Here is an 11,556-nt window from a genome sequence, read left to right as displayed (position 1 = left end):
TATAAATCATAATTGGCACTGGCTTTACAAGCACCCTGTTGAGTTCTCAAAGAACAACCACACACCGACCAGAAGCCCCACCTCAGTGGAACCCCGTTTCGGGGCAACCGCTCAAACCTACTTGGTCGAACTTTCAATGTCAACCTCATGTTCGAGGCGATCAATGTGGTTCGTCCGGACCCAGGATGACGCACGCCGAACTCGGCGGTCGTTGCTGTCGTGGGAAGCCGCAGACCGGCCGATCGCCGCTTCGCGGCCATCCGCCCGACTCCTGCCGGCTTCAAAACCCTACCCGGTCGGCTTCGCGTTCGCAACCCCGTTTCCGGGATGTTCCGCACCGCCCGATCCTCAGTCTCGCTCGGCGTCTCCGCCACGAGCCTGGCGCCCGTTCTCGGCCGGTTTGTCCGGCCTCCCCCGTGCAGAGAGAAAGTTACGCGGACGGCCCGGAGAAGGCAAATCAGGGTTCATCACTGGTTCGGATCGGCTGGTTCGCAACGGTCCCGGTACAGCCGGAGACGCGGGCCGTCCCGCCGTGCCAGAGTGTCTGACATGGATGAGTCCGGGCTCGGCACCACTGTGCTCGCCGAGGAGTCGCTGCTCGGCGTCCTCCTGCCGTTCTGGCAGGTGGTGATCGGTGCGGTCGTGCTTGTCGTACTGCTGCTCTCCGTGGGACGACTGGCCCGACGGGGCAAGTCCCGAATGACCACCGCGCTGCTGATAACCGCCGCGGCCATCGCCGGGTTCGCGGTCATCGGCGTCCTGCTGGAGGGCTGAACCTCAGAGCCGCCGGTTGGCCAGGCTGGGCAGCTCGGCCCGGATCGCGGCGAGCCGGCCGAGGTCCAGGTCGACCACTGACACACCCGGGCCGTCCGGAACCTGGCTGAGGACCGTCCCCCACGGATCGACCACCATGCTGCGTCCGAAGCAGGTGCGGCCGGGGTCGTGGTCGCCGGTCTGACCGGCCGCCGCCACGAAGCACTGGTTCTCGATGGCGCGGGCTCGCAACAGAACGTCCCAGTGGTCTCGGCCGGTGTGCATCATGAATGCCGCCGGGACCACCAGCAGCTGTGCCCCACCATCGGTGGCGAGCAGTCGGTACAACTCCGGAAAGCGCAGGTCGTAGCAGATCGACAGGCCGACCCGCAGACCCTCGACATCCACCACCACCGGCTGAACCCCGGGTGCGACAGTCGCCGACTCCCGGTAGGAGACCCGGCCGGGGATCTCCACGTCGTACAGATGGATCTTGCGATAGCTCGCGGCCAGGTTGCCGGAGCGGTCGAAGACCAGCGAGGTGTTCCAGGTGTGTTCCGGGTCCGGGCCGGCCTCGTGGAAGGAGCCGGCCACCAGCCAGATTCCGAGTCGCTGGGCGACCTCGGCGAAGAAGCTGCCGACCTCGCCGTTCACCGGCTCCGGCTCGGGCATCTCGCTGGCCGGGCCGAGGTAGTCGACGTACTCCGGCAGGATAGCGAGGTCCGCGCCGCCGGCGGCCGCGCGGCTCAGCAGGGCCTCCGCGGCGGCCAGGTTGGCCTTACGGTCGTCCCGGGCGTTGAGTTGGCAGACCGCGACGCGCATGAGCACAGGGTACGGCGGGGAGGGCGGCGCGGACAGCGTCACAGGCTGGCCAGCACCAACGCACCGGCCGCGAAGCCGAGCCCGGTGATCTGGACGACGCGCAGCCGTTCCCGGTCGACGGCCAACGCCAGCAGCACGGTGCTGGCCGGGTAGAGCGCGGCGAGCGCCGCGACGATGCTCAGGTGACCACGGGCAGCGGCGGCCAGGAACAGTGCGTTGGCGCCACTGTCGAGCAGACCGGCGACCGCCGCCCAGCCCAACTCCCGCCGCCCGAGGCGCAGCGGCGTCCGGGTGCCGACGGCCAGCGCGAGGCCCAGCGCGATCGAGCTTGCCCGGACCGCCGCCACCGGCCACATCCCCGCGCTCTCATCGGCCTGGCCCAGGAGGGTGAAGAAAACGCCGAACAGCGCCCCGGCGGCGAGGGCAAGCCCGACCAGCCGGGCCGGGATTGCTCGCCTGCCGCCGCTCTCCCCCAGGCTGACCAGGGCGATGGCCACCACCGCGAGGCCGGCGCCGGTGAGCGCCAGGGCACCCGGGAAGGACGCCGTGAAGAGACCGGCGACGATCGGCACCACTGCCGCGGTGATCGCGGTGATCGGTGCCACCACCGCCATCATCCCGCCCGCGAGAGCACGGTAGAGCAGCATGATTCCGCCCCCGCCGGCCACCCCGGCGAGCAGCCCCCAGCCGAGGTCACCGATGTGCGGGGTTCCGGGTACGGCAAGCGCCAACACGACCAGCAGCGGGACGCTCAGCAGTTGGGAGATCACGGTCACGGCGATCGGGGCGGCGTGCCGGGACGCCTTACCGCCGGAGAAGTCGGCCGTGCCGAACGCGAGGGCGGACAACGCGGCCAGGACAATGGGTATCATGCATCTGTCGTACCACAATAGTGACCGTGAGGGATAGTTTAATGACCGAGCCGGGTCCGGATCGGGTGGGCGCGGTTACCGCCGCGGTAGCCCGACAGGTACGCGACCTACGGGCCGCCCGAGGGTGGTCCTTCGACGAGTTGGCCGGCCGGTCCGGGGTGAGCAAGGGCATGCTCGTGCAGATCGAGGGCGGGCGTACCAACCCGAGCGTCGGCACGCTGTGCCGGGTCGCCGACGCGTTCGGCGTCAACATCGCCCAACTACTCGAACCCGCCGAGGAACGGCCCGTGAAGATCAGTTCAGCCGGGGAGGCGCCCGTGCTCTGGCAGGGCGAGCACGGCGGCACGGCCCGCCTGCTGAGCGGGTTGGGCGAGCCGGATCTCGTCGAGCTGTGGGACTGGCGGCTCGTCCCCGGGGAGTCCCACCGTTCCCTCGACCACCCGCGCGGCACCCGCGAGGTGCTGCACATCCTGGACGGCACGGTGATCGTCCGGGTCGACGGGCAGGACCATCCCGTCCGCGCCGGTGAGACCATCGAGATTCACGCCGATCGGGAGCACGGCTACCGCAACGACAGCGATGCCCCGGCCCGGCTGATGATGGTGACCGTCACCCCGTCGGGCGAATGGGACCGCCGGACGCGATCACGCCGACCGCGTCAGGAGTAGAGCGGCCGGCGTGATGTCGGTCGGATCAGGCCGACTTCTCCTCGCGGTCCCGCCGGGCCCGACGCCCGGTGAACTCGCGCGGAACGATTGTCGGGTTGACGTTCTCCAGGACCACCTCTCGGGTGATCAACACTCGGGCGGCATCGGGGTTGCTCGGCACCTCGTACATCGCGGAGAGCAGCACCTCCTCGATGATCGCCCGCAGGCCACGGGCACCGGTGCCCCGCAGCATCGCCTGGTCGGCGATCGCCTCCAACGCCGGCTCGTCGAACTCCAACTCGACACCGTCCAGCTCGAACAGGCGCTGGTACTGCCGGACCAGGGCGTTACGCGGCTCGGTGAGGATCCGCACCAGGGCGCTGCGGTCCAGGCTGCGCACGTTGGTGATCACCGGCAACCGGCCCACAAACTCGGGGATCAACCCGAACTTGAGCATGTCTTCCGGCATGACCTGGCTGAAGATGTCGTCGGTCGAACGCTCGGAGACCGAACGGAGCCGGGCACCGAAACCGGTGCCGCCCTGCCCGGTGCGGGACTCGATGATCTGATCCAGACCAGCGAAGGCGCCACCGCAGATGAACAGCACATTCGTGGTGTCGATCTGGATGAACTCCTGGTGCGGGTGCTTACGCCCACCCTGCGGCGGCACGTTGGCCACCGTGCCCTCGAGCATCTTGAGCAGAGCCTGCTGCACACCCTCGCCGGAGACGTCCCGCGTGATCGACGGATTCTCCGACTTGCGGGCGATCTTGTCGACCTCGTCGATGTAGATGATGCCGGTCTCGGCACGCTTGATGTCGTAGTCCGCGGCCTGAATCAGCTTGAGGAGGATGTTCTCCACGTCCTCGCCGACGTAGCCCGCCTCGGTCAGCGCGGTGGCGTCGGCGATGGCGAACGGGACGTTCAGCATGCGGGCGAGGGTCTGCGCCAGGTGGGTCTTGCCGCACCCGGTGGGGCCGAGCAGCAGGATGTTGGACTTCGCCAGCTCGACGGCATCGCTGCCGGAGCCCGGCGCGTTGGCCGCCTCAGCCTGGATCCGCTTGTAGTGGTTGTAGACCGCGACCGCGAGCGCCTTCTTGGCCTGATCCTGCCCCACGACGTAGTTGTCGAGGAACTGGCAGATCTCCATCGGCTTGGGAAGCTCTTCCCACTTCACCTCGCCGGACTCGGCCAACTCCTCTTCGATGATCTCGTTACAGAGATCGATGCACTCGTCGCAGATGTAGACCCCTGGGCCCGCGATGAGCTTCTTGACCTGCTTCTGCGACTTGCCGCAGAAGGAGCATTTCAGTAGGTCGCCGCCGTCACCGATCCGTGCCACCTACGTTCTCCCTGCACTCGTCGGCCGGAGACCCGGCCCTGACCTGCGGACGCCGCGCGCCGCCCGGTTTGGTTCACCCCACCGGCCCAACCGGCGAAGCGGTACGGACCCGACGTTACCCGCTGGCGGGGCATTCTCCGACCCCCAAAAGGGGTGTGTCAGAGGTCGGCCGGGAACTGCACGCCCCGGCCAACCTCTGACCCGGTACTGCTCAGCTGGCGGCCTGGGCGGCCAGCAGACCCTTCTTGCGGCTGGTCAGGATCGTATCGACCAGCCCGTACTCCTTGGACTCCTCGGCCGTCATGATCTTGTCACGGTCGATGTCCTTGCGAACCTGCTCGATTGGGCGGTTGCAGTGGCGGGACAGCATGTCCTCCAACTGCGTCCGCATCCGCAGGATCTCCCGGGCCTGGATCTCGATGTCCGAGCCCTGCCCGTAGCCGCCCTCGGTGGCCGGCTGGTGGATGATGATCCGCGAGTTCGGCAGAGCCATCCGCTTACCCGCGGTGCCCGCCGACAGCAACACCGCTGCCGCGCTGGCGGCCTGCCCGAGGCAGACCGTCTGGATGTCCGGACGGACGTACTGCATGGTGTCGTAGATCGCCGTCATCGCGGTGAACGAGCCACCCGGCGAGTTGATGTACATGATGATGTCGCGGTCCGGATCGGTGCCCTCGAGCGTCAGCAGCTGGGCCATCACGTCGTTGGCCGACGCGTCGTCCACCTGGACGCCGAGGAAGATGATCCGGTCCTCGAAGAGCTTGTTGTACGGGTTCGACTCCTTGACCCCGTACGACGTGCGCTCGACGAACGACGGCAACACGTAGCGGTTGTGCACGGCCGCGAACTGGGGCGGCAAGCTCAGATCGGTCATCGTCAGCTCCTCAGCTCAGGGTCCCGGCGCCATCCGGAACCTGTGCGGCCCCGATGATCACCTTGTCGATGAAGCCGTAGTCCATGGCCTCCTGGGCGGTGAACCAACGGTCCCGGTCCGAATCCGCCTCGATCTGCGACTGACTCTGGCCGGTGTGGTGCGCGACCCGCTCCTGGAACATCCGCTTCGTGTAGAGCATCTGCTCCGCCTGGATGGCGATGTCGGACGCCGTGCCGCCCAGACCACCGGACGGCTGGTGCATCATGATCCGGGCGTGTGGCAGGGCGTACCGCTTGCCCTTGGTGCCCGCGCAGAGCAACAGCTGGCCCATCGAGGCCGCCATGCCCATCGCCACAGTCGACACATCGTTGTCGATGAACTGCATGGTGTCGTAGATTGCCATGCCGGAGTAGACCGAGCCACCCGGCGAGTTGATCCACAGGTTGATGTCGCGGTCCGGGTCCTCCGCGGCGAGCAGCAGCAGCTGCGCGCAGATGCGGTTGGCGACCTGGTCGGTCACCTCACTGCCCAGGAAGATGATGCGTTCCTTGAGCAACCGGTTGTAGACCGAGTCGTCGAGGTTGCCAATGGAGTCGCCACCGCGCGCGTCAATCGCCCGGAGCGACTTCTTGGGGATGTGCATGTCGGTCATGGCAGCCCTTCGCTCTCCGTACCGTCTTTCCCGACACTAACCGCTGTGCGGGGCGGCAGAGTCCCGGTCGGGGCACTGTTCGCTCTCAGCGCAGCTGTGTCGAGGGCACCCGCGGCGCGGGCTTCCGGGCGTACCCGGCAACGCTGACTTCCGGGCGTACCCGGCAACGCTGACTTCCGGGCGTACCCGGCAACGCTGACTTCCGGGCGTACCCAGAAATGGATTCGGCCGCCGTCCACCGCACAGCGGCGGACGGCGGCCGCACCCGACGATCAGTGGTCGTGGTTGTGCTCCGCCTCGTTGGCGGCACGGAGGGCGTCGAGGGTGACCTCGTTGCCGGCCGAGTCCTTGATCGTGATCCGCTCCATGACGGCGGCGAGCGCCTTGCCCCGCCGCACGTCGCCGAAGACAGCGGTGGCCGCGCCGGAGCGCACCAGCTGGTCGTAGTACTGCTGCGGAGCCATGCCGGCGCGCTGCGCCCGGTGCACGATCTCGTGCCCGAACTCGTCGTCGGAGACCTGCACGTCCTCCGCGTCGGCAAGCGTGTCCAGCAGGAGCTGGACCTTGACGCCCTCGGTCGCCGCCTCGGTCAGCTCGGCGTCGATCTGCTCCTCGGTCTTGTCCTCGGCCGCGAGGTATTCCTCCATCGAGGCGCCGATCCGCTCCAGCTGGTCGACCATCGCCTGCTTGCGGCTCTCGACCTCCTCGCGGACGACACCCTCCGGGGCCGGAATCTCGGCGGCCTCGACCAGCTGCGCGAGCGCCTTGTCGCGAGCCGCGTAGATCTGCTCGACCTGCTTGCCCTGGTTGACCCGGGCACGCAGGTCGCCGCGCAGCTCCTCGATCGTGTCGAACTCGCTCGCCATCTGGGCGAACTCGTCGTTCAGCTCGGGCAGCTCCTTCTCCTTGACCGTGCGCACGGTCACCGCCACCTCGGCGTCCCGGCCGGCGAAGTCGCCGCCGACGAGCTGGGTGGTGAAGGTGGTGTCGTCGCCGGCGGCAAGCCCGACGACGGCCTCGTCCAGGCCGGGCAGGAGCTGCTTGCTGCCCACCTCGTGGGAGATGTTGCTCGCCTGGCCGCCCGGCACGTCCTCGCCGTCAACGGTGGCGTTCAGGTCGATCTGGACGTAGTCGCCCTCGGCGGCGGTCCGCTCGACGGTCTTGAGGGTCGCGAAACGCTCCCGCAGGTTCTTCACCTGCTCGTCGATCTCGCTCTCGTCGATCTGCAGCTCGTCGACGGTCACCTCGATGGAGGACGCGTCCGGGATGGTGATCTCCGGACGGACGTCGACCTCGGCGGTGAAGTTGAGCGAGTCACCGTCGTTGAACTCGGTGATCTCGACCTCGGGGCGCCCCAGCGTCTTGAGGTCGTGCTCGCGCACCGCGGCGAGGATGTTCTCCGGGATGGCCTCCTGCACCGCCTCGTTGAGGACGGTGCCGCGGCCGACCCGCTGGTCGATCACCGCGGTCGGCACCTTGCCCCGGCGGAAGCCCGGAACCTGGACCTGCGAACCGATCTCCCGGTACGCCTTCTTGAGGCTCGGCTCGAGCTCGACGAACGGCACCTCGATGGCGAGCCGCACGCGCGTCGGGCTCAGAGTCTCGACGGTGCTCTTCACAGGCGTACTCCTTGACGGATCTCAGTTGAGTCTGGGCGTGATTCAGCCCATCGAGTGTAGGCGAGCCGGCCTGACGCTCCGGCATCGCCCGGGAACCGCGGTGGCGGCACCCGGGGCGGCCCGGCCGCGGACGACAGTCGGGGTGGCGGGATTTGAACCCACGGCCCCTCGCTCCCAAAGCGAGTGCGCTACCAAGCTGCGCCACACCCCGTGGCGACGTGCAGTCTATGCCGTCGGCACGACTCAGGCGGTGCCGGGGCACCCACCACCCGGACACATCTTCCCAAACCCCTCGAATCATCCACGTAGCACGCCGCCGGGGGGGCCTCGGGGGCCTCGGGGGCCTCGGGGGTGGAGATCCACACGGCGTCATGAATCTCGCGGTATCCGGAGGCCGGAGAGACCACGACATCCGTGATGTGGAGTGAATCTTCGGGCTGCGGCGGGCCGCGCACGCACAGTCCGGTGCCGCCGGGCGGTGACGTGGCTGCGCGGCCGGCAAAGACATTGGGTAAGCTGTCTGCGCGCCCCGTTTCGGCGGGGTGCACGCGGGCGTAGCTCAATGGTAGAGCTTCAGTCTTCCAAACTGACTACGCGAGTTCGATTCTCGTCGCCCGCTCGGCAATGGTGGCCCAGGTCAGGGATGGTTTCCGACCTGGGCCACATTCATGCCCACCGCGAATCCGTCACGCTTGGCGAATCCGCCCCAGGACAGCCTCGGACGTGTCACGACACGCGCGGCAACGCGAGCCAGTCCGGCCAGCTGATGTTCCGGCCCAGGTAACGGGGCTGCCGGAAGGGCCACTCGGTGGCGATCCACTGCGGCACCAGCGCGTCGAGTGCCCGCTCCGCCGCGCTGCCGACCAGATCGTCCACCACCCACCAGGAAATCTCGCCGTCGGCGCCGACGCGCTCGGGCGGGTCGATGTAGACACATCCGAAAAGCGCCGTCTCCGCCTCGTCGAACAGCGCGTAGTTGAACGACTGGTGCGCGGCGATCTCCTTCTCGTGCCGCAGCAGGTCCGTGCGGTCCTCGTCATAGGTCATCGTCTCCGGGGGCCAGGCCCAGGCCGGGCCGAAGATCTCCCACAGGCGCTCTCGGGAGCCCATCACGGCGGGGTAGTCGAGCGCGGTGTCCGCCTGCCTGATCGGCCGCAGGTGCAGCGAGCTGTCGGGCACGGGCACGTGCACGGGGTGGACGAAGTCATCGGGCAACCAGCTCATGGGCCGAGGCTATCGCCGGTGGGTGCGGAGTAATCCAGGGGTTTACGCGCCGGGTGGACCACAAAAGATCAGCAGGCGCTGGAGATCCTGCTGACGTGGGGGCGAACGGCCAGGCACCGGTAGCGCAGGTTGAGCTGGGCGATGGCCTCCGCGTACCTGCCGTGGTGGACATCGGTCAGGACCACCATCGGGTAATGAGCGTCCGCGGCGGTGAGTGCGCTGATCGGCAGGGAGAGGTGGAACAGTTTGCGGATCTCCACCAGTGCCCTCACCCCGGGACGGTGGGTGACCAGGACGTCGATCGGCCCGGTCGGCGCTGCCGTGTCCCCGAGATCTGTGGCGGACTCGATCGACCGGAAGCCGTCCGCCGCCAGGAGCGACAACTGACCGGCAGGTGTGCCGTCGACGGTGCCCACCGCTCCGAGGCCGATGAGGACGACCTCGGGATCGCTGTCGTTTCGCGCGATGAAGAGGCCTGCTCCGCCGCCGTCGTCCCCGATCAGCAACAGGTCAGGTGCGTAGTCCGGGATCTCGTACGTGTGGTTGCGTTCGGCGATCTCGTCCGGACCGTAGACGGACACGTCGGCTGCGGCGTCCACCGGCCGCTCACCCGTCCACACGTCGAGCAGCGCCTCGGGTGGCCGGACGCCAACCTGGGCCTCGACCTGCTTGGCGATCGACTCCCGATCGTCGTCCACGAAACGCTCCCGGTCCCAACGGCCCAAACGGCGCTGATGCTGTTGAAGTGAATCATCCTCATCGTGATCAGGGGTCGCCGCGACCCGACCCGACCGGACCACGATCACGGACGACTCATCGAGCCGGTCCATCGGGCCGGGTCAAGCCCAGGCATCCTCGAACCGCGGGCCGGGCGACGGCGCACGTGGTAGGCGTAGGCCAGGGCGAGCACTATCGGGCCCCAGAGCGCTATCGGGCTGATGCACACCATGGCCAGCGCCTGCCACCAGCCGTTCTCGTACGCCACGCCGTCGGACACACCGACCCAGGTGAGCGCCATCCAGCCCGAGACCGTGGTCAGCAGCAGTCCCCCGACCACGGCAGGGACAACCGTCGCCATGGACGGCACTCGTCGGCCACCGATGACCGGGATCCAGCTCGGGACCACCTCGCCCCAGCCGCGCACCAGACCGATGCTGAGCAGCGCCAGCAACTCGGTGACCACACTGAGTCCGACGACGTACGGAATGGCGATCCACAACGGTGACACGGGTGCGTCATCAAGCTGACCCATGTCGAAGTTGAAGGCGAACGGCAACCTCCACAGGCATGAGGGAAGCAGCAACCAGGGGAGCGCGTAGGCGGCACGAAGCGCCCAGCGTGGCACGGGCTGTTCGGTGTCGCTGCTGGCCGGGGCCGCATGCAACAGGGTGATCGCCATATGCCAAATTCTTCACCGGCGTCGACGACAGCTGATCCCCGGTGAGGACCAACCACCTCCCCCGCGCGAGCTAGGGTGCGGCGCCCGCCGGGCATCCCCGAGCCGGTGCCGCAGCGGTGACGGAGGTCGGCCGGTCGTCGTTGCCCGGTCGGACCACCACGCCGATCTGCGCCGCCCCGACCTTTTCGAGCTGGCACTCGCCCTGCATGCCCCGATAGACACGCGGGGTCTCACCCGGGGGGTTGCCTCGCAACTCGTGCGTGTCTCGGAGGGATCAACGCCGAACGGGCGCCCGAGGCGACAAACTCCGACGAGGGGCCGCACTCACCAGTACCCGATCGCGGGGGTAGCGCTGTCGGCTCAGGCGAAGTCGCGGCGCTTCAACTTGGCCCGCCGGCCGTCCGGGTGGTGCCAGACGATCCCCTCGTACCGGGGGTGCGCCGGCAGCCAGCCCATGGTCCTGCCCGTCACGTCGTCGGTCATCACCAGGCGGTAGCCCGACGGTGGGAATTGGGGTCCTGGACGCGAGACGGACCAGTCCCGACACGGATGAACCGTGGCCAGCGGGGTATGCGGCGGCCCTGTCTGGTGGAGGAGACGACCAGCCTCGCGGCGTGCCGCGAGGCCGACGCCCGGGCGGGCGGCGCTCGCCGGCCGCCTGGGCGTTTCCCGATCCTCAGTTCGAGGAGATCCAGTTCCAGGCCGAGACGACCCACTCGGTCTGCTGGAGCCACGCCACACCCAGGCCGACGAGGAACACCGCCGTCGCCAGGTGGGCACCGCGGGCGCTGCGCCGCACCCGTCCGAGCTGCCGCTCCCACACCACCCGGCCGACCAGCCGGGACAGGGCGAACAGGCCGACCGCCACCAGCAGGCTGAGCACCAGCACCAGCACCGGACCAGTCAGGTCACCCTGGCCGGAGAGCGCCCAGATCCCCCAGCAGACGAACGCGAACAACCCGGCCGCCGCGCTCCACTCACCGCCGCGGCGCAGTTGCGCCATCCGCCAGCTCAGCGGCCGACGCGGGGCCGGCTCACCGGGCCAGCCGGTGCCGGTCGGCTCCTGCTCGACCACCGGGAACGGCTCGGTCCGCGGGGTGCGCGGCTGACCCACCGGGGCCACGCCCCGGCGGAACGCGTCACGCTGCGGCGGCACCCCGACGCCGGCCTGCGGTGGCACCTCCACGGTCCGCTCCGCCCACGGCTGCGTCTGGTCTGCCATCTCGTCCTCCCCCTGACCGACGGCATCACCGCCGCCTGAATGCGAGGGTAACCAGCCGACAAACAGGTCGCCGACCCCGCCCGGGACGCGCAGCGGCACGACGGTGCCGAATCGCACGCCGGGCAGGGTA

13 protein-coding genes and 2 tRNA genes are annotated in these 11,556 nt (G+C 68.7%); 3 read left to right on the top strand and 12 right to left on the bottom strand.

From position 1 onward, the window contains the following. Positions 1 to 549: 549 nt before the first annotated feature. On the top strand, positions 550 to 774 hold the full coding sequence (locus ACFYPM_RS28795; protein ID WP_387203371.1) for a hypothetical protein: 225 nt from the start codon (positions 550 to 552) through the stop codon (positions 772 to 774). Between the two features lie 3 nt (positions 775 to 777). Here the strand turns inward: ACFYPM_RS28795 and ACFYPM_RS28790 are convergent, their stop codons facing one another. Together ACFYPM_RS28790 and ACFYPM_RS28785 are read right to left on the bottom strand one after the other, a co-directional pair. Then, entirely contained in the window at positions 778 to 1,575 is a 798-nt protein-coding gene (locus ACFYPM_RS28790; protein WP_387203368.1) for a carbon-nitrogen hydrolase family protein, read from the bottom strand. Between the two features lie 38 nt (positions 1,576 to 1,613). Next, positions 1,614 to 2,447 carry an EamA family transporter gene (locus ACFYPM_RS28785; RefSeq protein WP_387203365.1) on the bottom strand — a complete coding sequence of 278 codons (834 nt, stop codon included), beginning with the start codon at positions 2,445 to 2,447 and terminating at the stop codon, positions 1,614 to 1,616. A gap of 41 nt (positions 2,448 to 2,488) precedes the next feature. Here ACFYPM_RS28785 and ACFYPM_RS28780 point away from each other — a divergent pair, with 41 nt between their 5' ends. Next, complete coding sequence (locus tag ACFYPM_RS28780) at positions 2,489 to 3,115, top strand: helix-turn-helix domain-containing protein (protein WP_387203362.1); 627 nt, start codon at positions 2,489 to 2,491, stop codon at positions 3,113 to 3,115. A gap of 25 nt (positions 3,116 to 3,140) precedes the next feature. Here ACFYPM_RS28780 and clpX read toward each other — a convergent pair whose 3' ends face one another. The 5 genes from clpX to ACFYPM_RS28755 form a co-directional block, all read right to left on the bottom strand. After that, positions 3,141 to 4,436 (bottom strand): ATP-dependent Clp protease ATP-binding subunit ClpX, encoded by a 1,296-nt coding sequence (gene clpX / locus ACFYPM_RS28775; protein ID WP_145779357.1) that lies wholly within the window; start codon positions 4,434 to 4,436, stop codon positions 3,141 to 3,143. Between the two features lie 211 nt (positions 4,437 to 4,647). After that, the gene (locus ACFYPM_RS28770; RefSeq protein ID WP_088949751.1) at positions 4,648 to 5,310 is read right to left on the bottom strand and encodes an ATP-dependent Clp protease proteolytic subunit; all 663 of its coding nucleotides are present in this window, start codon (positions 5,308 to 5,310) and stop codon (positions 4,648 to 4,650) included. 10 nt (positions 5,311 to 5,320) lie between these two features. Further along, positions 5,321 to 5,962: an ATP-dependent Clp protease proteolytic subunit gene (locus ACFYPM_RS28765; protein ID WP_007464111.1), complete on the bottom strand. Its 642-nt coding sequence runs from the start codon at positions 5,960 to 5,962 to the stop codon at positions 5,321 to 5,323. Positions 5,963 to 6,234: 272 nt separating this feature from the next. Beyond that, entirely contained in the window at positions 6,235 to 7,581 is a 1,347-nt protein-coding gene (gene tig / locus ACFYPM_RS28760; protein ID WP_387203358.1) for a trigger factor, read from the bottom strand. Between the two features lie 137 nt (positions 7,582 to 7,718). Next, positions 7,719 to 7,792: transfer RNA gene (locus tag ACFYPM_RS28755), tRNA-Pro, on the bottom strand. A 337-nt stretch (positions 7,793 to 8,129) separates the two neighbouring features. Here ACFYPM_RS28755 and ACFYPM_RS28750 point away from each other — a divergent pair. Then, positions 8,130 to 8,200 (top strand) — tRNA-Gly (locus tag ACFYPM_RS28750). Between the two features lie 107 nt (positions 8,201 to 8,307). Here the strand turns inward: ACFYPM_RS28750 and ACFYPM_RS28745 are convergent. The 5 genes from ACFYPM_RS28745 to ACFYPM_RS28725 all read right to left on the bottom strand — a co-directional run bounded on the left by ACFYPM_RS28745 (position 8,308) and on the right by ACFYPM_RS28725 (position 11,426). Then, positions 8,308 to 8,805: a GNAT family N-acetyltransferase gene (locus tag ACFYPM_RS28745; protein ID WP_387203355.1), complete on the bottom strand. Its 498-nt coding sequence runs from the start codon at positions 8,803 to 8,805 to the stop codon at positions 8,308 to 8,310. A gap of 68 nt (positions 8,806 to 8,873) precedes the next feature. Next, complete coding sequence (locus ACFYPM_RS28740; RefSeq protein WP_387203352.1) at positions 8,874 to 9,503, bottom strand: hypothetical protein; 630 nt, start codon at positions 9,501 to 9,503, stop codon at positions 8,874 to 8,876. Positions 9,504 to 9,607: 104 nt separating this feature from the next. Then, positions 9,608 to 10,204 (bottom strand): hypothetical protein, encoded by a 597-nt coding sequence (locus tag ACFYPM_RS28735; protein ID WP_387203349.1) that lies wholly within the window; start codon positions 10,202 to 10,204, stop codon positions 9,608 to 9,610. 360 nt (positions 10,205 to 10,564) lie between these two features. Further along, the gene (locus tag ACFYPM_RS28730; RefSeq protein ID WP_387203346.1) at positions 10,565 to 10,687 is read right to left on the bottom strand and encodes a hypothetical protein; all 123 of its coding nucleotides are present in this window, start codon (positions 10,685 to 10,687) and stop codon (positions 10,565 to 10,567) included. A 193-nt stretch (positions 10,688 to 10,880) separates the two neighbouring features. Then, positions 10,881 to 11,426, bottom strand: coding sequence for a hypothetical protein (locus tag ACFYPM_RS28725; protein WP_387203343.1), 546 nt, complete (start codon positions 11,424 to 11,426; stop codon positions 10,881 to 10,883). Positions 11,427 to 11,556: the final 130 nt, after the last annotated feature.

The organism is Micromonospora sp. NPDC005203 (assembly GCF_042872705.1).
In the GTDB taxonomy this organism is placed as follows: Bacteria; Actinomycetota; Actinomycetes; order Mycobacteriales; family Micromonosporaceae; genus Micromonospora.
Note: the sequence above shows the minus strand (reverse complement) of the source record. Positions and strands in the feature narration are given on the sequence as shown.

Excerpts from the sequence above, each read along its gene's own strand:
- ACFYPM_RS28795 (WP_387203371.1), top strand. The coding sequence starts at position 550 with ATGGATGAGTCCGGGCTCGGCACCACTGTGCTCGCCGAGGAGTCGCTG.
- ACFYPM_RS28790 (WP_387203368.1), bottom strand. The coding sequence starts at position 1,575 with ATGCGCGTCGCGGTCTGCCAACTCAACGCCCGGGACGACCGTAAGGCC.
- ACFYPM_RS28785 (WP_387203365.1), bottom strand. The coding sequence starts at position 2,447 with ATGATACCCATTGTCCTGGCCGCGTTGTCCGCCCTCGCGTTCGGCACG.
- ACFYPM_RS28780 (WP_387203362.1), top strand. The coding sequence starts at position 2,489 with ATGACCGAGCCGGGTCCGGATCGGGTGGGCGCGGTTACCGCCGCGGTA.
- ACFYPM_RS28770 (WP_088949751.1), bottom strand. The coding sequence starts at position 5,310 with ATGACCGATCTGAGCTTGCCGCCCCAGTTCGCGGCCGTGCACAACCGC.
- ACFYPM_RS28765 (WP_007464111.1), bottom strand. The coding sequence starts at position 5,962 with ATGACCGACATGCACATCCCCAAGAAGTCGCTCCGGGCGATTGACGCG.
- ACFYPM_RS28745 (WP_387203355.1), bottom strand. The coding sequence starts at position 8,805 with ATGAGCTGGTTGCCCGATGACTTCGTCCACCCCGTGCACGTGCCCGTG.
- ACFYPM_RS28735 (WP_387203349.1), bottom strand. The coding sequence starts at position 10,204 with ATGGCGATCACCCTGTTGCATGCGGCCCCGGCCAGCAGCGACACCGAA.
- ACFYPM_RS28730 (WP_387203346.1), bottom strand. The coding sequence starts at position 10,687 with ATGACCGACGACGTGACGGGCAGGACCATGGGCTGGCTGCCGGCGCAC.
- ACFYPM_RS28725 (WP_387203343.1), bottom strand. The coding sequence starts at position 11,426 with ATGGCAGACCAGACGCAGCCGTGGGCGGAGCGGACCGTGGAGGTGCCA.